General features: G+C 33.6%; 25 protein-coding genes. 5 read left to right on the top strand and 20 right to left on the bottom strand.

Translation table 11 applies throughout. The features are described from left to right. Nucleotides 1–160: 160 nt before the first annotated feature. The 4 genes from Q1K34_RS16515 to Q1K34_RS16500 form a co-directional block, all read right to left on the bottom strand. Complete coding sequence (locus Q1K34_RS16515) at nt 161–433, bottom strand: hypothetical protein (RefSeq protein ID WP_300441390.1); 273 nt, start codon at nt 431–433, stop codon at nt 161–163. 118 nt (nt 434–551) lie between these two features. Further along, nucleotides 552–1,016, bottom strand: coding sequence for a hypothetical protein (locus tag Q1K34_RS16510; protein ID WP_300441388.1), 465 nt, complete (start codon nt 1,014–1,016; stop codon nt 552–554). Between the two features lie 172 nt (nt 1,017–1,188). Continuing rightward, the gene (locus Q1K34_RS16505; RefSeq protein ID WP_300441387.1) at nt 1,189–1,473 is read right to left on the bottom strand and encodes a hypothetical protein; all 285 of its coding nucleotides are present in this window, start codon (nt 1,471–1,473) and stop codon (nt 1,189–1,191) included. 77 nt (nt 1,474–1,550) lie between these two features. Continuing rightward, complete coding sequence (locus Q1K34_RS16500; RefSeq protein ID WP_300441385.1) at nt 1,551–2,138, bottom strand: hypothetical protein; 588 nt, start codon at nt 2,136–2,138, stop codon at nt 1,551–1,553. A gap of 148 nt (nt 2,139–2,286) precedes the next feature. Between Q1K34_RS16500 and Q1K34_RS16495 the strand changes: the two genes are divergently transcribed. From Q1K34_RS16495 to Q1K34_RS16485, 3 genes are read left to right on the top strand one after another with little or no spacing between them, the layout of a single operon-like run. Beyond that, nucleotides 2,287–2,553 carry a helix-turn-helix transcriptional regulator gene (locus tag Q1K34_RS16495; protein ID WP_300441382.1) on the top strand — a complete coding sequence of 89 codons (267 nt, stop codon included), beginning with the start codon at nt 2,287–2,289 and terminating at the stop codon, nt 2,551–2,553. Beyond that, entirely contained in the window at nt 2,546–2,836 is a 291-nt protein-coding gene (locus Q1K34_RS16490; protein ID WP_300441379.1) for a hypothetical protein, read from the top strand. The genes Q1K34_RS16495 and Q1K34_RS16490 overlap by 8 nt, the downstream gene beginning before the upstream one ends. Continuing rightward, on the top strand, nt 2,833–3,324 hold the full coding sequence (locus tag Q1K34_RS16485; RefSeq protein WP_300441377.1) for a hypothetical protein: 492 nt from the start codon (nt 2,833–2,835) through the stop codon (nt 3,322–3,324). The genes Q1K34_RS16490 and Q1K34_RS16485 overlap by 4 nt, the downstream gene beginning before the upstream one ends. 162 nt (nt 3,325–3,486) lie before the next feature. Here the strand turns inward: Q1K34_RS16485 and Q1K34_RS16480 are convergent, their stop codons facing one another. The 16 genes from Q1K34_RS16480 to Q1K34_RS16405 all read right to left on the bottom strand — a co-directional run bounded on the left by Q1K34_RS16480 (nt 3,487) and on the right by Q1K34_RS16405 (nt 20,922). Then, nucleotides 3,487–3,732: a hypothetical protein gene (locus tag Q1K34_RS16480; RefSeq protein WP_300441376.1), complete on the bottom strand. Its 246-nt coding sequence runs from the start codon at nt 3,730–3,732 to the stop codon at nt 3,487–3,489. Between the two features lie 36 nt (nt 3,733–3,768). Further along, nucleotides 3,769–6,225, bottom strand: a complete 2,457-nt coding sequence (locus tag Q1K34_RS16475) for a phage tail protein (protein ID WP_300441374.1) — start codon at nt 6,223–6,225, stop codon at nt 3,769–3,771. Between the two features lie 12 nt (nt 6,226–6,237). Then, on the bottom strand, nt 6,238–6,402 hold the full coding sequence (locus Q1K34_RS16470; protein WP_300441370.1) for a hypothetical protein: 165 nt from the start codon (nt 6,400–6,402) through the stop codon (nt 6,238–6,240). Between the two features lie 5 nt (nt 6,403–6,407). Next, the gene (locus Q1K34_RS16465; RefSeq protein WP_300441369.1) at nt 6,408–6,554 is read right to left on the bottom strand and encodes a hypothetical protein; all 147 of its coding nucleotides are present in this window, start codon (nt 6,552–6,554) and stop codon (nt 6,408–6,410) included. Nucleotides 6,555–6,747: 193 nt separating this feature from the next. Continuing rightward, nucleotides 6,748–8,049: a terminase family protein gene (locus Q1K34_RS16460; RefSeq protein ID WP_300441366.1), complete on the bottom strand. Its 1,302-nt coding sequence runs from the start codon at nt 8,047–8,049 to the stop codon at nt 6,748–6,750. Beyond that, on the bottom strand, nt 8,049–8,552 hold the full coding sequence (locus Q1K34_RS16455) for a terminase small subunit (RefSeq protein ID WP_300441364.1): 504 nt from the start codon (nt 8,550–8,552) through the stop codon (nt 8,049–8,051). The genes Q1K34_RS16460 and Q1K34_RS16455 overlap by 1 nt, the downstream gene beginning before the upstream one ends. 36 nt (nt 8,553–8,588) lie before the next feature. Next, nucleotides 8,589–9,608, bottom strand: coding sequence for a hypothetical protein (locus Q1K34_RS16450; RefSeq protein WP_300441361.1), 1,020 nt, complete (start codon nt 9,606–9,608; stop codon nt 8,589–8,591). Continuing rightward, the gene (locus tag Q1K34_RS16445; RefSeq protein ID WP_300441358.1) at nt 9,595–10,944 is read right to left on the bottom strand and encodes a phage portal protein; all 1,350 of its coding nucleotides are present in this window, start codon (nt 10,942–10,944) and stop codon (nt 9,595–9,597) included. The genes Q1K34_RS16450 and Q1K34_RS16445 overlap by 14 nt, the downstream gene beginning before the upstream one ends. Nucleotides 10,945–10,969: 25 nt before the next feature. Continuing rightward, a complete protein-coding gene (locus Q1K34_RS16440; protein WP_300441356.1) occupies nt 10,970–11,629 on the bottom strand; it encodes a hypothetical protein in 660 nt (219 codons plus the stop codon). 56 nt (nt 11,630–11,685) lie between these two features. Continuing rightward, nucleotides 11,686–12,783 carry a DUF6371 domain-containing protein gene (locus Q1K34_RS16435; protein ID WP_300441353.1) on the bottom strand — a complete coding sequence of 366 codons (1,098 nt, stop codon included), beginning with the start codon at nt 12,781–12,783 and terminating at the stop codon, nt 11,686–11,688. A 115-nt stretch (nt 12,784–12,898) separates the two neighbouring features. Then, a complete protein-coding gene (locus Q1K34_RS16430) occupies nt 12,899–14,101 on the bottom strand; it encodes an AAA family ATPase (protein ID WP_300441350.1) in 1,203 nt (400 codons plus the stop codon). A 5-nt stretch (nt 14,102–14,106) separates the two neighbouring features. Continuing rightward, the gene (locus Q1K34_RS16425; protein ID WP_300441347.1) at nt 14,107–14,394 is read right to left on the bottom strand and encodes a helix-turn-helix domain-containing protein; all 288 of its coding nucleotides are present in this window, start codon (nt 14,392–14,394) and stop codon (nt 14,107–14,109) included. 118 nt (nt 14,395–14,512) lie between these two features. Further along, on the bottom strand, nt 14,513–15,463 hold the full coding sequence (locus tag Q1K34_RS16420) for a hypothetical protein (RefSeq protein ID WP_300441344.1): 951 nt from the start codon (nt 15,461–15,463) through the stop codon (nt 14,513–14,515). 50 nt (nt 15,464–15,513) lie between these two features. Further along, nucleotides 15,514–16,848 (bottom strand): tyrosine-type recombinase/integrase, encoded by a 1,335-nt coding sequence (locus Q1K34_RS16415; protein WP_300441341.1) that lies wholly within the window; start codon nt 16,846–16,848, stop codon nt 15,514–15,516. A gap of 355 nt (nt 16,849–17,203) precedes the next feature. After that, complete coding sequence (locus Q1K34_RS16410) at nt 17,204–19,702, bottom strand: CehA/McbA family metallohydrolase (protein WP_300441338.1); 2,499 nt, start codon at nt 19,700–19,702, stop codon at nt 17,204–17,206. Between the two features lie 545 nt (nt 19,703–20,247). Then, nucleotides 20,248–20,922: an ATP-binding cassette domain-containing protein gene (locus tag Q1K34_RS16405; RefSeq protein WP_300441336.1), complete on the bottom strand. Its 675-nt coding sequence runs from the start codon at nt 20,920–20,922 to the stop codon at nt 20,248–20,250. Nucleotides 20,923–21,752: 830 nt separating this feature from the next. On the opposite strand from Q1K34_RS16405, the gene Q1K34_RS16400 reads away from it, so the two are divergent. Both Q1K34_RS16400 and Q1K34_RS16395 read left to right on the top strand, forming a co-directional pair. Next, nucleotides 21,753–22,703 carry an SDR family oxidoreductase gene (locus Q1K34_RS16400; protein WP_300441333.1) on the top strand — a complete coding sequence of 317 codons (951 nt, stop codon included), beginning with the start codon at nt 21,753–21,755 and terminating at the stop codon, nt 22,701–22,703. Between the two features lie 9 nt (nt 22,704–22,712). Then, on the top strand, nt 22,713–23,624 hold the full coding sequence (locus Q1K34_RS16395) for a helix-turn-helix transcriptional regulator (RefSeq protein WP_300441330.1): 912 nt from the start codon (nt 22,713–22,715) through the stop codon (nt 23,622–23,624). Nucleotides 23,625–23,763: the final 139 nt, after the last annotated feature.

Raw genomic sequence — 23,763 nt, 5'->3', positions numbered from 1 at the left:
CTTGAAAACTGTTGAGGGTCACACCTCCGGGGGTTCGAATCCCTCTTTCTCCGCTTATAAATTCCGTAAATAGCTGTTAATAAGGCTTTTACGGAATTTTTATTTTAGCATATGTACGATTAATGTACGATTCATAATTCATTTAATGAAAAAGGAAGAATTACGAACCAAAATTCATTCCGGTAGGTTTTATTGGTTTGGATACGGTTGTTTTTGTTCCTGTTGATTTTGTGCTTTCCATTACATCTACTACTGCGGTTATGATATAATTCCCATTTTCTTCATGAAAAAGACTTACAGACCTAATAATGTAATTATCTGTCCAAGTTGCAAAAAGCCGGTGCATTAAAATAGAGTGTATAGCATTTGGCTGGCTAAAGTCGATTTTATCTACCTCTACGTTGTAAATTTTCTGCTCTTTAATTTTTGACATATATTATTTTTTATTTGGTTAATAGAAATTATAATTAATTAGACTTTTACTATTTAAGAGTGTATACTTATAAGAAAATAAAGTTTTTTTTAGTGGTGCATTTCGTGCATTTTTTACATTAATTAAATATAGTCCAGGGCTCATATGGCCATATATCAAAAGTAAAATCAAGCTTACCTCCGTCTTGATTAAGTTGATTATTGAGATTGATTGATGTTGAAATGATTTTATTACCTGAAAATTCATCTACAAAAGTATCTTCCATATCTGCAATTACGGCATAGGTTTTCCTATCTAAATTTTCAATAAAAACCGAACCGTTTGAAGTTGTAAATTTTTGACTATAACTTATTTCTTCGCCAGTATTTTCTTTTATTAATCTGCCGTTGCTAATAGGAGCGTAACCGTGATGTATATTTATGCCGTCAAAAATGTAAACCGTGGAGCTTTCTCCTATCAAATAATCTGTATTTTCATATTCATAATATAGCCTTACGGTTAAATTAGTTTTACTGTCAGATTCATCTTTAGTGCAACCTACTATTAAGATCAGCGTAAAGATGGATAGTATTATTTTTTTCATATTCATTATCTTAGTTGGTTCAATGTGGAAATTACTAATAATTATTGATATTTTTTTTATGGTTAACCGTAATTGTTTTTAATCAATTGAAAACCTTGTAGGTTTATTCGTTAACCTATTTTGATTTCTTCCGGTAATTCACAAGTAAACCTTTCTAGCTTATCACATTTAATTATAGTCCTGCTTCTCGTTTGACGGCTGAGATAAGGACGTAGGTTTTACCATTTGGGTGCTGGTAGTATTCATTATCTTTTAAGTTTTTTAGTCTGGCTCTTACTCCGCTTTTACTTTCTACCTCCCATATTCCAGAATCGGCTATTTCTTTTATGGTAGCGTGTTTCTTTCTTAGAAGTTCGTCTTTGAGATAGTCTTGTTTAGCGGTTCTTCTTGATGTTATAACTAAATCATTTTCACGTAGATATTGAATGAATTCTGTTATACTAATATATCCTTCCATGTTATAAATATAAAAAACCCTCCAAGCAAAAGCTAAGAGGGTAGGGCAAAAAAAAGTCTAATTTATTTTATTCTAAACTAAGCAGCTTTACGTTTCTCTAATTTATCTTTTTTCTCAAAAGTATCTTTAATAAGTCTGTTAACCTTAATCATAAATGATTTAAATTCAATCTTTCCGCTTGTATGATCTAAACTATAACCTCCATAATTATCTTGGAACCCATCGCATCCATTTAGCTTAAGCTCACTAAACTTTATTAAGTCCTCCTGTGTAATACCTAAAAGTCTTAGTTCTATTTCACTTTCAAGTATTATTCGGTCATAGAAATCGCTAAACTTTTGTAGATTTTCAAAAAATGAGTCTGTATTTTTTAATAGATTCATATACTCTTCAAACTCATTTCCGCTAAACTTTCGTTCTGATTGTATTGCCTCAATAGCTTTGTATAAAATTGAAGGATTGAATTTCTTATCTATTCCTTCTTTCTTATAAAATTCATTAGCAAAATTTACAAAGGCTATAAACTGTAAAATATTTATAGACAAGGCAAGCTTATCAGTATCTTCACCATAATGTAAAATTTCTACATCTACTACCATGTAATTATATGGGTTCGTTTTCATTTTTTCAATGTTTCTTTTCCAGTTTTCTTGAGATAGTACCATAATATTTAGTTTTTAATTAAAGTGATAGTTTAATAATATTTTGTAAAATTAAAATAAAAGTTTAATTATACAAGTTTTTACTTAAATTATTTTATATTAAATTAAAGCTGCACTTTTATTTGTTATATTTGAGTGAAAAACTACTATTATGCAATTATTAAGATTGAAGGAAGTTCTAGATGAAAAACATATGACTGGGAAAGTGTTAGCTGAAAAAGTTGGAGTTTCAGCCGTATCAATTACAAATATTGTGAAAGGTCATTCTTTTCCTAAACCGGATTTATTATTAAAACTCGCAGAAGCATTAGATGTAGACATAAAAGATCTATTTTATTCAACGAAAGAAAAACAAGATCTATTCGTAAGAAAAGATGGAAGATTTATCCGCATTGGAGAAATTAGCAATTATGAATAAGAACGATATAATTAAGATAATAGAAGAGGTTTTTGAGAACTATAAAATTAATATATCAAGCGTTGTTTCATTCAAACCAAGGATGACTACAAAAGAGGTTGCTAAGTATTTAAAAAGAAGTGACGACTGGGTGCGTAACCATAAAAATTTATTTGATCCTCGAAGGGAAAATGGAAGAGGGGACTATTCTTTTTCTACTTCTGATGTTGTTAATTATAAATTGAATCATGCTAGAGTAGATTTACTTAATGATTCTTATTATTCAAAAAGGAAACGAGAATGAATAAAATCGATAAAGAAATTGACGAAAATTTGCAACTACTGTTCAACTCTCCAGGTCATCAAATGTGGTCTGATAAACTAGTTAATCCAGCAGATAGGGATGATTACCTGGATAAACATGAACGGGAAAATATTGCAAATAAACTAGAGAGAGAAAATCTAATAATAAGAACAAATGAAATTTTAGATATTACATCATTTGGAATTGAAGTATCTGAGTTGGGGGGATGGATTGAATACAAAAAAGCTGTAAAGGAAAGAGAGCGCCAAAGAGATGATTTTTCAAGGTTGAAAAACGAACTCGAAACTAGGAATTTAGAATTGAGTAATGAGAATTTAGAGTATCAAAGGTCAAATCGAAAATTACTCGATAAAATAAATAATTTGCAATCTGAGAATTTACAACTTCAAAACATGAAATTATACCTAGGTTTTGCTGGGTTGGTAATTGGGTTTTTGTTAGGTTTCGTTCTACCAATGTTTTTCTGAAATTTAAAGTACAATACATTAATCGTACAAAAAAAGCCCTCTATATGATTAGAAGGCTTATTTATCCTGATAGGTAAGCAGACAACCGTGGACTGCTTTTAATAAAATACACAAATAAAAAGTTTTTTTTAGAGGTGCATTTATTACATTTTCTACATTTTTTTAATAAATACCGTAATGAAGGGCTAACTCTTTCATTGTTCTATCGTATTCTTCAGTAGAAATAGAATCATCTTCTATTAAATATACTGGAAGGTCTGCTTCAGCACATATATTAATATAGTGCTCAGTTATCTTTGTAAGGTTTTCATCTTGAGAAATAATAAAAACATTGCCAGTTTGATATTCAATCTCATGGTAGTTAGAAAAGCTGCTTAATTTTTCTTTTAATTTATCTTCAATCATCATAAATGAATTTTTTGTTAAGATGTAATATAATTAGGGCTAGTCTGTTCTACCTTGATAATTAATTAGCCAATATTTCCCATCGTTTATAAAAGTCCATAAATCCCCTTTCTCTATGTTTTCAACTTCTCTTTGATTTTCAGCATATAATTTTCCATGAACCGCTACTTTGCCATAAAGCCTTTTAACCTTTAAAATTCTACCTTCAGGAGTGTTTTCAGGTTCAGGCAATTGAATCTTTAATTGAGGTGAATTATAACAACTTAAAACTTCATCATATATATGAAGGTTATATGTACCCCCGTCATTTATTCTTTTTACACCAACATACCTACCGGCACTCTTTAGCCCCCAAAACGCCCCTCCGTAAGTTGGCGCTGCCCCACCTCTATCTGCACCTCCGTAAGTGTTTTCTGCAACCCCAACTACAGCAGCTAAAAAAGTAGGTCTTCCTGTTACTGCGTATGGTATATGTATTCCGTGTCGATATCTTTGCTCTTTCTCAACTTTAGAGACTACACCGGAAAAACCTAACACCCCATCGGGGGTCTCTATTTGATGGCCTGTTTTAGTTTCAATGAAAAGCCCATCCATAGAAAATACAGATTTCACTCCCTGGGCTTCTACCGAAAATTCACCGGTTCGCCCATCTATTATCATTGTTTGTTTAACATATGTAGTGCCTAAATACCTGTCCCAAACAAGTCTAGGAGTGACAAACTTTATATATCCTTCACGTCCATTAAGTTGCACGGTTGGCTCTATTTCTGTTTCATCATCACTAGCATAAATAGACTGGGAAACTATCATTCCATTTTGGATAAGCCAGTTTCCAATATTAGCATTTGAAGCTAATAAAGTTTCAGTTGCAAGTATTTCAAATTGATCGCCTATTAATTGCCAGTTTGCCTGGATCCATTCGGCTCTTTGGTGATCTTCGCCTATATAAAAATACCATACCTTACGCTCTTCACCTTCAGCGCCCTCAAGTCTGTAAACGTAATCTCTTCTATTCTGATTATTATAATAGTAGTTTGCCGGATTAAATAAGCCTCTGTTTACGTATAAGGGAGCTGAAAAGCCTTGAACATTATTAAATACTCTATTAAACTGTTCTTGCCAGTACCGCTCATTTAAATAAATATTGTTTCGTAATTCCCTTGCATCATTAAGAACCCTAGTAATATATGAGATTGTTACCTGATCACTTATTTCTATACTATATTCAAAAGGCTTATTAATTTTTTGAGTTAATGCTATAATCCTGGTATCAAAATCTAATTCAAAATCTTGATCTTCAATACTTATAATATCACCTAAATTTAAATGCGTCTGAGCTTTCCTAAGAGCTGGATAATGAGGTTTTACTTTGTAAACTACATTAGGCAATGAATTTCTATTTAAATGTTCTGTAGCGCGTTCTAATAGCTCTGCCTCTGCTTCATCTACATAAGACTGAGGCATATCTATATTAATCAATACATATTCGTCTCCTACTCTTGGTTTCAGAATATTATTTGGCAGGGTTAAATCCGCATCGTCTGTAAACCGTAATAATCGAATTTGTTTATTATCGTGGTCGTACCGTTCTATCTCAAATTCACGCCCTGCAAGATCCCCTGTGTTAAATATTACCTTTGCCTTAATACCTCCGATTAATTGCTGTCTTATATCAAAATCTATCCCGGTATCTCTGAAAGTAAGTTCATCTTGAACGGCTGAAACATTCCCATCTAAACGGGGGTAAATATCTTCAAAAGTTACCGTTCTTTCTATTGTTCCAAATTTATCCTTATTGCGTTCTAATTTTGGAATTCTAAGCCTCTTGTAACCATAGTCATGTGTAATGTTTCTATCACTACCATAAGGATATAAAACAGTTACAAGCTGAGGATTCTGAACTGTAACCCTTTCAATTTCCCTAAGCTCTTTATGATATTTAAAAGTTAATCCTGTGGGGTTCCCTAATTTCTTACGGAAAGTTATTTTCTTCCCTTTAACTTGAAACTCACATTCAAACTCTTGAGCTATTTGTTGAAGTGCTGCTAAACAATTGGTATTAGTAAAGCTTAGGTTTTTACCTGGTAATTGCTCTACATAATCAGCGTAATAATTACCATTACTATAAACACGGTTCATATTGGATATAACCAAAGAAACCATATCAATAGGATCTCCAAATAAATAAAACTCGGTTTCTTCTGTATCTGGATTAATTAAGGTTACATTCTTTAAAATGTATTGATCTGACTTGAACTGCAAGTTATAAGCATAGAAAGCCTGAGATTTTTTTACACTAGGTTCATCTAAAATAGTATAAATAGAATCTTTAAACTCAACAAAATCCCCTATTTGAATATCTATCTTTTCTGGTAAAGTAAATCTAGATAATATTAGATCTTCACCCGATATTTTTTGACGTAACTCAGTTTGTTCATCTACATCTATATCGTGAATCTGAGTTTTTACCTCGTTTATGTATCGGTATATTATCATAAACTTTTTTAATTAGGATTTTGAAGACCAGGCAAAAGCTTTTTTCTCTGCTTCTGTAGGTTGATTGTCTGGCTCTTTTTTATTACCATTCAATTCAGTAATTTGTTTTTCCATTTCTTGCTGCTTTTCAACAACAATTTGTAATACGTCTGCAATTTTTTGAAGTGCTTCTTCCATGTCAATTATTTTAAATTATGTTTTATTAAATCTGTCAGATAAGCCGTTACTGACTTTTTGTTTTTTGCAGCTTCTATTTTTAATTTGATCTTTAGATCTGAATGTAAATTGAAAACTACTGGCTCAAAATTTCCATCTTTCTTTAGGCTCATTTTGATATGTTTTAGCTAAAATAAAATAGGGTAACACTTATTACACTATAATTATTTCGATAGGTGCGTAGTTAGCTTAGGTATTAACATAGTGGACTGTATTTGACCGCCTTTAAAAATTATCAATGCAGTTATATCAAAGGTTTCAAACTTTATCTTAGCTTAATTTGTACGGTATCTGTATTATTTAGGCTTAACCTCCCCAATTTAGACCGCTTACAGGCTTTGGTTTGAATATTTGAAGACCTGGTTTTAACTCAAAAATCATTCTCATAATTAGACAGTCTAGTTTATCGGGTGAATGCCCAATCATTTCTTTTATTTTAATCTTTGGCAATAACTGAAGCTTGCCATCTTTGTCAAGTTCATAACTTTGAAGGCATTCCAATTCTTTAAATAATTCAGATTTATCTACTTCACAATCTATCATTATTTCACCTGCATTTACTTTCTCTGCAAATTCATAACCGCATTGGCTTTTCAGGTTTTTATAGTTAAGATTTTTACCGGCTTGCTTAAATGGAGTAGAACCATTATTGAAAGGTTTTGCATCTGCTAAATAACCTCTTAAGAAAGCACCTAATCCATCAGCATCATAAGTTATATTTGATCTTTTTACTTTAAATCTTACTGCAAGATCTTTTAAAAGCTTTTCGGCTTCTGGAGCTTCCATTTTCGCAACTTCTGAAAACTCAATAATTCTCCAACCATCCCAAACCGCATAAGCGAACTTATCAGAGCCATGTAATGCAATATCGGCTGTAATATATCTTTCACCTTTTTCTGCATGTTCATTAGTGAATAAAGAACGCATTGAATCAAAGGTTATTAACTGATCGTCTGTTTCCTGCTCTTCTGCTAAATAAAGCTGTTTAAATATCTTTGAGGGTAAATCTTTCTGAGCTTGAAGTATTTCTTTTCTAGTTAAAATACCTTCCTTAACGGCATCCCAGGCAGTAATTTTGAAGTAAGCATATTCAGGGTCATTTTTGGTCTTTTCTTTCAATTGGTGCATCCAGTTAGCAATACCTCCAAAGTTGCCTATAAGCTTCATTATACCACCGGTTGCTGTGATAGTTGACCTTAGAGCATAGAAAGCTTCTACTTTAGCTCTAGGAGCTTCATCAAAGATAACTGTATAAACATCTTCACCGTATAAGTTGTCTGGCTTGTCAGCACTTTTAAAATGAATAATAGCTCCATTAGGACAGGTTATCATTAAATCACTTTCATTAATTTTATAAATACCTGTTCTGGCTATTCGTGCCTTTAATCTATTGAATGCTATTTTAGCCTGAGAATAAACTGGAGCTACCCACCAATGATTATAATTTTCTTTATTCCAGGGTTCATGAGCGCGTTCGTAAATGCCCCAAATATGAGCAAAAGTTTTACCTATTTTAGTTGAAGCTTCAGTAATTGTAAACCTGCTCTTATTATAAAGAAAGTCCTTTTGGTAGCTAGTTAACTTTGGCTTTTCAATTATTATATTCATTAGTCTTTAAAGCTTACTGTTACTGTGCTTTTTTGATCATTGTCCTTTTCATAGCCTCCTAAATATTTCATTAACTCAATAATATTTGCACGTCTATTAGAGGTTTTGACCTTCTTAATTTCACCTATTTTAATGCCTTGAACTCTTAGCTCTTCCATATCAATACTTTCAATAGCTAATCGGGTTTCTTTAGGAATATCTTTAATTGATAGGAGGGAGCCGTTATCGTCAAATAGATCTGCAATATCAAATCGAGCCATTGCAGCAAGCTTTGAAACGCACTCGTCAATAGTGATTTCATTACGCTTTGCAACCTCTTGTTTTAACTCTTCAACCCTTAGCCTAATCTTATCCTGTTCAAACATCTGACAGGCTTTTACGTTTATCGTTTCAGGCTTCATATTTTCTGCATTATAGGCTTGTCTGTAAGCTTCAGATTTACTTCCGGTAATTATGTATTCCTGGCAAAACTTTTCTTGCTTTGGGGTAAGTTCTTTTTTCATAACGGTTACACTTATTAAAAACTATTATAAATTTTTTTAAATAGATAAAGCAAAGCCCTCTTTAGTAGCCTTGAAATTATCTCTAATGAAATAGGGAGGGTTTTTCCATCCCTTAATTTGCTCTGCATTCTTATTTAAATAGTCAAGGCTCTTTTTAGGCATTCCCTTTACTAAGTGCCTATTGTCAATACTGCCACCGGCTAAATATTCTTTAAATTTTTTCCGAGGTAAGAGAATTGCATCTGATATGCAATAGCACTGCGGATGGAAGCCTACAAACTTGAATTCTTTTGAATAGTTCCCTATAAGAAAATCACAAATATCTCTTTCCGGATGGCTAGGGCTTAATCTTATTCTTTGACCCATCACAAAATCTAAATTCTTTCTTCTTTCAAAGTCATTATCTCGGTAAGCCATGTTTACCTCAGTTCTGCTTAGTCTAAGAGCATTTTTATAACTAGATCTATAAACACCTTTCCCGGGGTGATATCGTTTAGCAGGCTTACTTAATTGAAGTTTTCCGTTTTCGTCTCTTATACGTCTGAATCTTCTATTAGGCTCCTTTAGATATTTCTTTAAATCACTAGCCATTTCGGGTGCGCTTCTGCCATCTACAACTCCGCTTTCCAATAGAATATTAATACTGTTTTGGGTTTCCTTTGTCAGCTTCCAAACTCGCTCACTAAGTCCTAAACCTTTTATCTTTCGATTAATAAAAGCGGTTTCAGCTCCTGCATTTCTGGAAAGCATTTTATTTACCTCGACCTCAGAAACTCCCATATCTTTTATATAATCCAGTATAAAATCATCTGTACAGGCATTGGATAAACTAAAGCTGTTTTGTATCTGTTCTGTAAAAAGCCGCTCCAGGTCATCATTAAATCTTAAATAAATCCTGTTAAGCTCTTCTTTTTTATAATCGGTCATTCTACCGTTATAATTACGTAATACAGAAGCAAACTCTCTGGAATACTCAGCATATAGCCTATCTAAATGCCATTCCTGAGCATTAACCAAAGAGAAAAGCTTTCTTTCACATGGATTAATCATCTTCATTTATTCTAAAGGTTCTGCCGTTTCTTTGCGCCTCTTCATTTGTCAGGTTTTCCATTTCCTTTTCTACATCTTCAGTATAAGGGCTATGCTTAACCCCGGCTTCTTGACTTAATATTGGTCTTCCGCCTGTAGCTTCAACAAGTGTTCTAACTTCCTCAGACAAATCTTTAGGGAGGGAAAGATTGAATTTTATATTAAACTTGGCATCTTCAGTATTCAGTTTAGAATTAGTATTTCTTAATCCACTTTTTATTACTGATATAATTCGCTCAATTACCGTTTTATAATGCCCCTGCTTACGTTTAGATTTATTTATAGCATCTTGAAGCATAAGAAGTAAAGCACGTCCGCTAATAGCTCCTATTCCTTTCACATTATTAAAGGATAAATCTGGAGTTTGTGAAATATTAAAAATGAATTCTTTAAGGTATTCAATTTCCAGTTTTATAGAATCCACTCCCGTATCTCGCTGCAAGAAGTCCGCCTCACCTTTGATTATTTGCCCCTCTTTGATAGCGTAACCCATCATTAAAGCTTTGCCGTCTTCAGCGATATCAATTAGAGTTTTTTCATTGCCGTCTGCATCTTTTTCCATAGCTCCTAACATTTTAAGAATAGGAAAAGCAAAGTAATTATTAGATCCAGCGAGTTTTGAAATGATCATTTCTACACGGTCAATCATTTCCTTAACCTCCCACCATTCAGGTTCATCTTGCTCCAGAAATACAACCGGTATAACATCAAATCCATGCTCTTCAATATCTACATACTTACTGTCTTCATATTTGTAAATATTGCTATCATCAAAAATCCAAGTGTAGGTTGTATCATCATCTACTGTAAATTCCCAGAAAAATAACTTTAAGTCACCATAAACATCAAAAAAGGGTGTATAAGTTCCATTTTTAGAACCGTAAACTCTTGTTTTAATATTTCCATCTTCATCAATATTGAATATAAAAGCTCCTATAGTTGAACTCATTACAGCTTCTGAAAAATCCATTAGTTTACTGCCAATTCTATTTTCTTCAAGAATATTTAGAATCTCAACTGAGCCTTTATCGCTAGAATCTTTTGGAGTTATTGCAGGTTGCTCACCAAACAGGAAAGAAACGGCTGTATTAACGATTTTCTTTTGAAAGTTAATTTTAAGCTTCTCAGCTTCGACTGTTTTATTTCCTTGTTTGTAGTTTGCACGTTTACCTATTTGAAGACTTCTAATTTGCCGGTCTCCATTATATTCTTTGTAATAACTATCAACAAGATCTTTCTTTTTGTTATTTAGAAACTCTTTTACTTCAGTTTCGTTTGTAGGGTCTAGATTAAAATTTTGCATGAGATTGTAGGGTATAGTTATTAAATTATTTTCTTCTGTTATTCCATTCGGCTTTTTGCGCTTTCATTTCGCTCTTCCATGAATGGTGATTAACAACTGTCTTAATTATTTTAGGATTAACCGAATACTCACCATCTTTACAATTGAAAAAGCTCCTGGGTAGATCAACTACATTCTTATTTGTAGCTGTGTATTTCAATTCTGTAAAAGTCTCAGTTACTCTTTTATGAGCCTGGATTAAATTATGCAGGTCTTCATATACCTTAAACTCGTCTTCAGTCTCCAGGTAAATCCTATCATAATTTTCAAGAATTTTTTCTTCATCATCTTCACTGATTATGAAAAAGTGATCTTCGTATGTTATCAAACCTAATGGTAGTACAGGGGAGTGGTCTATACTACTTCTTATCGGTTTGAATTTTTCTAGATTATCAAGTGATAATTTAAACTCCTGAAGTATTTCATGATTACCCTTAAGCATATTTGCCTGTATAATCTTAGAAGTTATTCCTGCCTTCTTTATCTGGGATTCAATAGTTTTTTTAAATCTTTGTTCTATTTTTCTTGTTCCCTCTTTAATTATTTCAGAATAAATTGCATTGTCAAATTTGCTTAATTCTAGATTTTCATAGGAGGTTTTAAGCCCTTCTAGTAGTGGCTGCATATCCTGAAGATCTTTTTTCATGGCTTTCAGCACATTTTCATCTTGGTAGATTAACTTTCTTTTTGTGTTCATTGTTATTAATTTAAAATTGCATTTGATTTTTGTAAATAATAGTCAGCTAAGTCTGACCCATTGATAACCTCTTTGTTTTCTAAAAAGTCACTAACCTGAATAGAATATCCGTATTGATTAATTTTTTTAGCTTTTTCTTTCCAGTTTAAAAATTCTCCTTTGTCGGGATAAAGAATTAGTTTCCTTTTATTTATAGGCTTAAAAAAATTAAGCTTTAGATTTTGTTTCGCACCGGTAGCCATCCAAAGGAAACCAGGCATCACTAAACTCATAATTATTGCTGTTTTCTCGCTTTCAACTATAGCAATAGGTTTTGTTTTATCCTCTATCACTTGATGCAAGCCAAACAAACATTGATTAAGATTAAAATCCTTTGCTTTAATTACTTTGTGCAGCCAATTGATATGATTATATGGTGCTTTAATTCTTTTGCCATTAGAAGCATTATATAGCATTATCTTGCAAGCGTGAATTCTTTCTTTATCATCTATTTGCCAAAACATTGTTGAATTTAGCCAAGGCTTATTAGTGCCAGTTAAATAGAATTTTTGCATCACTGAGAATACCTCAGATTCAGAGAATTCATTTTCTAAAAAAGATCTTAGGTTATCTTTTGTATAAACAGTATTATAATAATGGTCGAGCTGCTCTAAACTGTGATAGTCTGGTTCAGGCTCTTCAATGACTTTAGATTTTATTGTATTCAATATTTGTGAATTTTCGTTTAGAATTCTCGTTTCAATAACATTTAGAGCTTGTTCTTTTTCAATATACCAATCGGTTAACCATAAATATTCATTTTCTTGTTCTACAACCTGAGATTTTGGAATTATATATGTTTTACCAAATTGATCAATTGCTTTAAATGCATTCTTAGATATATTTCGAATAACTTCAAAAGAAACTTTTTTAATGACTTTCTTAGACTCAGGTTTCAAGTGGTAGGAACATTTACTTTCCCTATCACATCTACCATAATTTGCAGGTAAATATTGCATATCCTCAGAATTAACATACCTCACAAAGGTTTTTTTCCCGCAATTAGGGCAAATGAATTTTTTACTTCCTGAATCAAGTGAGTATTTATAAGTTGTTTCAAGCATTATACTAAAATTTAATAGGTGTGTTAGTAAGGTGTGTTACTGGTATGTTAATATGTTGTTGATCGGTATGGTGTTATGTTACCCCCTATATAAAGGGGTAACATACCTAACTAACTCAACATACTTTATTAAGTTTGTAAGGACCTTTATCCACATCTTGTATTATCATTTGATTTTCTTTGAAATATGTAATCCAATCCCTGAGTTTATTGTTACCAATGCTTACATCATATGTAGCTAGGATATACTTAATTTTGTCTTGAAGATCTTTATACTTTATCTCCGTCTCATTTCTAAAAACTTCTTGAATTATACTTCTATTAACTTCTTGTGTATAGTCGAAAGGATCTTTAGATTTCTTTTCAGAGCCTTGAATTGATTCACTGCTTGCAGCTATAGGTAATCCATTTTCATCAATTTCGAATGCAAAAGATTCAGGTTCTTTATTTCTGCACTGTTCAGCTTCTACTATTGATATGTTTGGGTTGTTCGTTGATTTAGTGACTGATAAAACGGTCTCAGCCTTATTTATCAATTCAGTACCTAAATGACCTCTTGCATTGTTATCTCCTTTATTCTGATGAAGCACTGTAATAATCTGAATATTTTTCTCTTCAGTCCATTTGAGTAATTTGTTGGATATCATCGTGGCTTGATCTTCATCATTAATAGAAGAGACTAAGTCTCTAATTCCATCAATTACAACAACTCCTATATTTGGGGTATTATAAATAACATGTTCTATAACTTGAAGCCTCTCATTTACCGATAAACTCCTAAGCCCATAAACATCTAGATTCTCTGGATTGTGATTATTTGACAGTTCAGAAACTCTTTTTAAAGCAAGTTGCACATGATACTTACCCTGCTCTGTATCAAAATATACTACTTGCTTTTTATTTTCAGGAAGGTTATTTCTATATCTTTCAGTAATTAAACCGTTACTTACGGTTGCAGATAAAATAAGACCAACAAAAAAAGATTTTCTAGCTTTAGCTTTTCCGGTTATTAATATAAAATTTCCTAAACTACCTAAGTACGAAACCGAACCATCTGTATTAACAGCTTCTATAACCCATTCAGGCGGCTTTATTTCATCACTTATTTTTATAGCTGTTTTCTTTATGTTAGCTATAATCAAGTCTATTGTACCATTATTACTATTTGATGCTTCAATCCGTTTCTCGAAATCATTCAATAGATCCTCTGCAAGTTCTTTCCTTTTAAATTCATTTATAGTATTGGGGCTGTCATTTTGCATCTTTTCCTGGAGGTAATTAGGTTCGAATTTAGAGCTTAGATCTTTTTGGGGAATCATGCTATTTATTTCTCTAGCTGAATTAAAGAATCCAAAAGCTCACTACGTTTGTAGTATCTTTTACCTGCAATACCATAAGATGTAAGCCTGCCTTTCTCAGTCCATTTCCATAAAGTTGTAGACTTTATTCTAAGGAATTCGCAAGCTTCTTCTCTTGTAAGAAGTCGCTCTTCATCAGTACTTGATTGATGCTGTAGATTTTTTTCAAGAAAATCAAAGATCTTTTTCTCTCGAATTTCCATCAATTCATTTAACTGATCTAGGGTAAGAATTTGGATTGGGTTATCTGACATTGCTGTATATATTTAAAATTCTATACAGACAAATTTGAGGCAATTTAATAGGTTAGGTTGTAACACTTTTGTGCTTATCCTGTGCAAAAGTGTGCTTTTCTCGTGCAGGCAATATTTCCTATATATCCTCAAACATACCTAAGCTATCCTTAATCAATGAATAGGTAGTCATTCTTTTTGAATCTTTATATTTTCTAGAGTCTATTCTATCTAAAGTAATATCAAATTCCTTTGATAGCCAATTTTTAAAACCAACAGCGCTTTGAAGTATATAACCATCTGCATCCATAGTTAGATAAATAAAACTATAATTTGCTTGAGGAAAATCTTTTCCTTTATAAGCTCCATGAAGTTTAATAAAAAGATTGTAAGCTTCTTGAGAAGTAAATATTTGGGGGTAAGGATTTTTAATTGATAATTTATTTTCTTCTTTCGGTGCTTTTACTTCATTAATTTTGGGTTTAAAGAATGTGCGTAAAAAATCAGCTTTAATTCTTTCTTCTTCATCCTCTAATTCAGAAAGCCAAAATACTTGGTTGCTATCACTAAAGTTTTCTGTAATAGCAATTCTTAATTCTTCCGGCTGAAGTTTTGAAATAAGAAAAATAATTTTTTCGGCAAACTGGGGCACTCTACTTTCAGAGCTTTTTTTAATATTCCTAATCTGTCTTTCGATATCATATAAGGTTTTTACAGTATTTGTTTTCGCTAGATTAAACTTGCAATATTTTTTATCTAACTGGTTTTTGTTTTTAAGTGAATAAAATTCTTTTGCAATTTCATGCAGCCTTATCTCAAAATCCGTTTGCGTAAAACTTCCAGCTATTACATTTTTTTTGCTTTTTACTAAAGGAATTTTACGGTTAGCATATTTAAAGCCAGCGTCAACTTCTTCATCAGTAAAATATTTTTTAGTGAATAAAGATAAATCCGGATCTAGGTCTGTAGAAATATACTCTTTAAATAAACTTATCTTTATTTCTTCACTATCCTTTACCATATGTTTATATGGAAATTGTAGCTTATCCAAATCATTTTTAAAACCTTCAAAATTCACCTTATTATCCATAATGTATTTTTAAATAATGCAAAAAATGTACCTATCAAAAAACTTTTTCTTTAATAGAAATAATTATAAGATTCTAGAGCTAAATCTTTATTGCTTTTGCCTAGGTAGGACAGCAGCATAATTTCTGAGCTGTGACCTGTCATAAAAGAAATAAATGTAGTAGGTACTTTTCCATAATTATTGGTGGCGAAGCTCCTGCGCCCAACATGACTAGTTATCAACTCATACTTTTTATACTCTTTCGTTTGTTTTCTATAAATACCACTATCCTTTTTTATCTCTACTTGTTTACTACCTATTGTTTTAGTATTTAAACCGGCCTCCCGGCAAACATCCTTAATGTAATTATTATATTTTTGATGTGAGATAGCTCTGGGGAATTCACCTTTTCTTTTCTCTAAAATTTCTAAAATTTTCTTTGAAAGTGGTATAGTCATTAATTTACCTGTTTTTTTCTGGGTGAAGTCAATAAATTTTTTACCATTCTCTTCTCGAATCATATTACTTCTAAACCTCATAAAATCTGAAATTCGTTGGCCACAGTTGCAGCTAATAATAAGCCAGTCTCTAGCGTTGTCGAGGTGTTCGGCTAATAAATTCTTTTTTTCTATTTTTTCTAATTCATGAGGGTCTAAGTATATTTTTTCTACTTTCTGCTTTTTTAATTTTAATTGTTCTAATTGTGGGTGTGTTTCGACCTGTAAAGATCTAGCATGCTTACAAAAAGTTTTAATGAAGCCTAATTCCCTTTGAGTAGTATTAATAGAATATTGTTCCTGTTTATAGTATTCCACAAACTCACGTTTAAAACTTTCATTTATTTCTTTAATCAAGATAGGCTTTCTTCTTTTTGCCTGGAGACGTTCCATTTTATGCTTAATCACATTGTATTTTGTAATAGAAGTTTGTTTTAATTCATGTTTGCGGTAATCAATATAAAAATCAATATAATCTACGAGTTTATTTGGAATCGCTTTGTTTTTAGATGGTGGGTTATAATACCGGTCTATTTGAAGTGATAGCCATTCTTTATTAACTTCTTTTGGTTCAGCATCATTAAATGCGTTCAATAAGTGATTTTCAATATTGTTTATTTCTTGATTTATTTCATTTTGTTTATTCCTAATAGTTATATCTTTTACTCTCTTCTGAGCATGTTGTGTTTTCCAGTAATTTTTAGATACTTCTAGTTTAGTTCTTCCCGTAATAACATAATCCGTGTATTCAATCGGTTCTCCAGGATCATCTTTTTTAGTCTTTTTTAAGTAAAGCTGTCCATTCTTCTTTTTCCTATATTCTCCTGGATGGTTAATTCTGAATAATAAACGAACCTCTAAAAAAGCTCGTTCTCTTGTAGATCTGTAAAGGAAATTAATTGTAGCCATTATAAAAAAATTGTACTGTACAAATATTAGTTTGTACGGTAAATGTACGGCAAATAATTTTTAAATGAAATATTATGAAAAATAATAAAAAACGTAATTACCTTTAATACAGTACATTTAAAGCGTGTTAGCTTTATATTATATCTATATGTTTTATATTGTTTTTATGCTTAGCGTTCCCTCTTTCTCCGCTGATTTAAGTTTCATTTGGAACTTAAAATATCAAAAGCCCGTAAACACTATATTTACGGGCTTTTTTAATTTTTCTTCCTATCAAAAAATATCATCTTAAAACATTAAAATAGAGCTTAATTCGGTGCTGCTTTTTTTCTCAAAAAGCAATACCGGATCAGTCTTACTTTCCGCCTTTCTCCATGTTCCTAAGAAGATTTCGAGCCTCATTAAACCTGGACATCATAAGGGGGGTCTCAATTTCTTTATAAGCTGCCCGTGCTTTTCTTTCGGCGACATCAATGGCCTTAATAAGATCTGATGCAGCCATACTGCGTGCGTCTTCATCGAAGCTTCCAACGGCCCCGATCCAAACAGGAGAGCTATGTGCGAATGGTCTGGCATGCATAGTAGGCCAGGTATCCTCCTGGAGTTCACTTGCATAAGCCCTTAGAGCAATCCATCCTCCCTCTGGAAGAACTACCTTACCCTTATAATTTCCCGTTTCGCCGGCTTTAATTCCTTTTAATTTTTCGACCACCACGCCATTAACCACTAGTTCTACCACATCAATGTCATTAGTTCCTATTAACGTAGCCTGCCAGTCTTGTAAACCACTGGAAATTACATCACCGGGATCTTTGCCGTCACCAATCTGGAAAATTAATGCAGGACCTGTAGTCACAAACCCTCTACCCGCCATGGCAGCTTCAAGCACTGCATCGGCCGTGAGATCGGCTCCGTTCAATTTCACGTAGTTCCTTCCGGTACCTACCGCCATGGTTCGATGAAAATCCATCCACATGTCGGTTCCCGACATGGCAGCTACCGGTCTTCCAATATTAAGTAAACGATACCACAGCTGTGAATTTCCCAGGGGACTTGTCCATGCACAAACCATTTCCAATCCTATACGTTCTCCTAAAACAGCATCCGAAACAAGTTCCAAAGGAATAGGGTTTTTTGTAAAATTGTCAAACGGATCTGAGTCGCCCCCTATAGGATGCACATAAGTCAGAAATGCTCCGGTGTTTTGAGCGAATTCCAAAACTTCGCCGTTGCTCCTATCCGGGTCTCCAAGTGTTGGATTGTTGGGTCCCCAAAACCATGGGGAGTATGGTTTCTCAACACCAAGTAAGCTAACATGACCATGGAAATGGGATCGTACCTCCTGGCCTTGAGCCACAATGCGATCATCAACAACTGTTTCTAGTCCCACAATTGGCTCGTCTATGCGCCGTTCCCAACGATTCCAGGACATAGGAGCGAGTAGATTAAGGTCTTCCCCCTTCATAGCTCGTATAGCATCTTTATGCGTGGCACGAAGATGACCATCACCATTTAGGTGCACGTGGTGATCAGCAGATACATAGCCTTTGGCACTCGCTTTCCAGATGGGATTCAAGGTGAGACTCGCTTCTGAAGTATTATTCTTTCTAATCGAAACGAGGGATTCTACCACCGGCGTCATGGGACCACGAACTGCTGTTACTCTGTAGTTACCCACCGGAAGATTAAACTCTGATTCACCCTGAATGTAAAAATAATAGCGCCCAGTCTGCGGATCGAAGTAGGTGGCATCTTCATGATAAGCTACCGCAAGACCATCTTCCCGAACAATAGAAACCCGACCGGTGATTGGGTTTCCGGTGGAATCATTTAGATTCACTTTCAGCTCTCCACTTGCTTCTCCAAGATCCCAGTCGGAAATTATCACCTCTTCAGGAGTACCTCCATAGGTGGAAATACGCATTAAACGGAACTGACGGTTTTTCTCCAATTCCACGAAAAAAATATGATTGCCATCGGCGCTGAAAGCAGGAGTTATGGCGAAAGGATTGCCATTGGTGAGGCGGTGTTGCGCTGTTGGGTTGTTAAGGTCCATAGTGTAGAGATGGTAATCATTATCAATAGGAGCACTATAGACGATTAAGCGTTGTTTAGGATGGGCATCAGCAGTGAGGTGGTAAACTAAAGTTCGGGCAAGGGCGACGGTATCGGTTCCGGTTTTCAGGTCTTTGACCCTAAATGATCTATAGGCTCCGTTGCCATGAAGGTAAATAAGTTCTTCACCTTTTGCCAAACTTCTTGAGTTTCGTTCCACCTGGGGGAGATCTGTGATCTCCTCGGTCGATTTTGAGGATAAATTATATTTTAAGAGGTTGAGCGAACCACTAATACCTGAGGTGTAATAAAGCCACTCTCCATCGGCCGAGAATTCCGGGTCCAGCTCGATGGCCTCTGTGTCGATTTTTGTTTCCTTGCCTGTTGCAAGCTCTTTTATAATAATCGCAGTATTCCGTCCATTGTCCCGAACAAATGCCAGGTACTTACCGTCTGGTGACCAGCGTGGTCGGGAGTCGACTTCGGGGCCATTTGATATCCGCACTGCCGATCCGCTGTCCAGGTTTAGATTCCAGATCCAGCCCCGGGCAGCGAAGGCGAGGTGCTTTCCGTCCGGTGCAGGAGCGGGGTCTGTTGGACCATGGGCAAGAATAGGGAGTTCATGCTGTTCCAGGTAAACGTGATGGCCGAAATCTTTAAGCTTAGCATAGCGATTTTCCCATTGTGCGGAAGCAACGCTGAATGTTAGCATGTAGACAGCTGTAGTAACCATCGCAATGGTTCTCGCCTTATGTTTGGCAGGTTTTTGATTTAAGCCTGGTGATAATAAACTCCTCATGGATTTATATAGAGTAGACCGTAATGAAAGAGAGACTCTATTTGTAAAAGAGCATGGTAGATCGTTGGGTTTTCTTAGCATGTTTATATCTTTAATTTCATTTCTTTTTGAACATTGTTGATACAGGTTTCTCAAAATATAAATATTATTTGTCTCCTGATGAGATGACTGAATGTATCCTCTTTTTTACAGCCCTTTTAAAATGTTTAGGAAAAGTACTCATTTATTTTATTTCGTTTCTATCAGATTTGTCTTAGGATTTTTCCATAAATTTTATCTCCCTCTTCCTAAACTTGTGTGGCTGTGTAACTTTCATATCCGGAAATAACATCCTGTTTCTGCGAATGTAGTTAAGTCTAAAAAGAAATTAGAAAGATATGAAGGGGAGACATAGCTTTAAGATAGGATAAAATTTCTCCGTCTGTTACTTTCTCATTGGATATAATTGTTTTTATTCATTTTTTATATTGAATAGGGGACACCGGCTTTTTTTTTAAAAGTAGTTTAAGTTAATTACTTCTTTTAATGCTACTCTCTATGGCGAATTAACCGGTATGGTAGGGAGTGTTTGGTAGGTAACCACGTTCAAAAAGATCTTTTTTATCCTTTATTTCTTTAAGACACCCATTTTCCAGGAATAAAATCTTGTCTGCAACCTTTATAACATTTTCATAATCATGATCTGTAATAATAAAGCCTTTTCTATTTTTTTCTTTGTTGATGCTTTCCAGGATGAAATCCCGAACTATAGGACTAACCCCTTCGAAAGGCTCATCTAATAATATAAACTCAGCTTTCGAATAAAGGAGTAGCAAGATTTCTAAAATTCTTTTTTCTCCCCCGGAAAGGACTTGAAATTTCTTTTGTAATAAGGGATTAATAAATTTATTATTAATCAATTGTACTCTCCGTTCTTTTGGAAGAAATAATCCAATAAGATTTTTAACTTTAATTTCACCTGGTAAAAAATTTTCTTGTGGTAGATAATTTATTAGATTTCTTGAATCACCGACATTCTTTAAGATTTTTTCGCCAATTCTCACATATTTATTTTCGGCGTTTTCTACTCCAAAGATAATTTTTAATAAAGTAGATTTTCCAGATCCATTTCTTCCTATCAAGCCAATTGTTTTACCTTGATTGCATGATAGGAAAATATCACTTAGGATTAATCTATTATTATAAAATTTCCTAATACTATCTACATGGAGCTTATTCATAAAGTTGAAAACACAATAAAATTAATAACCCCCAAAATTATAGTGGAAGCCCAGAGTTTGATCTTGCTAAATCCTAAGTTGAAATAATAGTAATATTCCCTGTTATCCCTAATCTCATAGATAATAATGAATAAGAGGACTGATACATAGATAATAAAATCCTATCATCCTGATATTATTACTTATAGCTCCTATAATTATCGAAATTAAAATTCCTATTAGGAAAATCTTTTTTTGAAATAATAATATGTTTATAAGTAGTCTAATATTCTAAAACTTGATACAAAAATTGCTTGCAATTATCGGTTGTTGCAACTCCCGGCAGTAGGGATGTGCTTGTCTGATTAAATATTTTCTTTCCGGATTTCTAAAGTTACACTTTATCGGCAATTATGGTTATTTGCGATGGATAAATAATGCCTATCGTTTTTAACCATTAAGCTAATAATTTTATTTTCTTATTTAAAGTTTATGATTTTGAAGATCTGATAATCCAGCATTGCACACAACGGTTTTATCAGTTGTTGCAGTAGGGAACGCGAACTTGTCGGTATTGTAGGTTGTTACTCGATGACAAAAAAAATAAGTTTTACTTGGATACCTACCTCTTTTACGATAACCCACCTTATAAACAATAACTATACATTTATCAAATAGTAGAATTGATGATATATTTAAAAGGCGGATATATCCTTCATATCTACTGTTTAATAGGTTCAGTACTTCTATATAAACCAAAATGTATATAACATTTGAAAATCTGTATAAGGAGTTAAACTTACTTCCGCCCGACCTTTGTCTTATAACTTTAATCGTTTAAAACAGACAGGATGAAAACAAATCAAGTTGGTGAAAAAGGTTGGACACCCGATAGAATTGGAAATCTAAAAGGTAAAACATATGTTATAACAGGGACTACAAGCGGGACAGGATTTGAAGCAGCGACAATATTGCTTGCAAAAGGAGGAAAGGTTGTGATGCTTAACAGAAATTCAAAAAAATCGGAGACAACTATTACCGCTTTAAAACAGGAACTGGGGAACGATATTGAAGTGTCTTCTATAAAAATGGATCTGGCAGAACAGGCTTCAGTAAAAACTGCAGCTGAAGAAGTTCTTAAAACAATATCTCGAATAGATGCACTAATTTGTAATGCTGCTATCGCCCAGGTACCAAAACAAACACTTACAGTTGATGGTTGGGAAAGCCAAATGGGTACAAATCACTATGGCAATTTTACACTTCAGGCTTTGTTATTTCCGTTAATAGAAAAATCCCAGGGACGTATAGTTGTGGTTGGGAGTATGGGTTACACTTTAGGGATTAAAACCATAAAGTTTGACGATATGAATTGGGATAAGAATTACAGCCCGAATGGTGTATATAGCCAAAGTAAATTGGCTCAAATAATGTGCGTTTATGAACTACAGGATCGCTTAAAAAAAGCGGGAAAGTCTGATGTAAGGGCTTATGCCTGTCATCCAGGTGCTTCCAGAACATCATTAATTAAGACAAGTGGTAGTTTAATGACCCGTTTTGTTTGGCAACTCATGAAATTGTCCCCATTGGTACAATCGGCGGAAAAAGGTGCTTATCCACAAATAATGTGTGCAACAGAAACAAATTTGGATCCAGGTGGTTTTTATGGCCCAACAGGAAGAAATAATTGGACAGGTCCAGTTGGAGCGCATAAATTAGAACCACACGCAAAAGATAAAGCAGTAGCTAAAAGATTATGGGAACTTTCAGAAAAAGAAACAGGAATAAAATGGAATATCTAAATTAGTAGTATGCAACACTTTAAAACTTTATCATCATATTTAGATTATTTAGGACTGCCACGACCGGAGCATCCTATGTTGAGTGTATTCAATTCAAAAGGTGATGGTTACCTACCCTGTCCACGAGAAAGCTCACCACCAATAACCAATGATTGCTATTCTATTAGTTTTAAGAAATATGTAGATGGGAATTTAAATTATGGTCGAACTAAATATGACTTCACAAATGGCGCATTGATATTTATCGCGCCTGGACAAGTTTTACAATGGGATAATAGTGTGGTTTTTGAACGAAAAGGTTTTTCAATAAACTTTCATGAGGATTTTCTGAAAGGAACAGAATTAGCCCATCAGATAAAAAAATATGGTTTCTTTTCGTATTCGGTGAATGAGGCGTTACACCTATCTCCCAAAGAGGAAAAGCAGATTAAATCGATTGTAGAAAATATCGATGTCGAATATCAGAACAATCACGATGAGTTCAGTAAGGAAATCATCATTTCACAATTAGACACTCTGCTTAAATATGCCAATCGTTTCTATGAAAGACAATTTTTAAACAGGAAAGATTTGTCCAACGACTTGTTAGAAAAGTTTAAAGCACATGTATCCAAATTCTTCGAATCAGGGCAAATCCAGGAAAAAGGTATTCCCAGTATAGAACGAATCGCAGGTAAGATGATGGTTTCACAACGATACTTAAGTGATACACTGAAAAAAGAAACGGGTAAAACAACCACCGAGCATTTACACTTATATATCATCGAAGAAGCCAAGCATATCTTGTTGCAACCAAATAAAAGTATTTCGGAAGTTGCTTACGAATTAGGCTTTGGATATCCACCTTATTTTTCGAGATTGTTCAAGAAAAAAGAGGGAATCAGCCCTACCCAATACAGAGAAAAATATAATCCAAATTAAAATATGGAACTTTTAAAATTAGCCACAGAATGGGCAAAAGCTGAAGTCTTTTCAACACGATTTTTTATACTTTTTGCCATTTTAAGGACTATCTCATAAACTGTGTAAATAGAAAATAACAGGGGTCGCGACCCCTGTT

The sequence above is a fragment of the Christiangramia sp. genome (genome assembly GCF_029937855.1).
Lineage (GTDB): Bacteria > Bacteroidota > Bacteroidia > Flavobacteriales > Flavobacteriaceae > Christiangramia.
The sequence above is the reverse complement of the archived record's forward strand: the minus strand, read 5'-3'. Positions and strand labels throughout refer to the sequence as shown.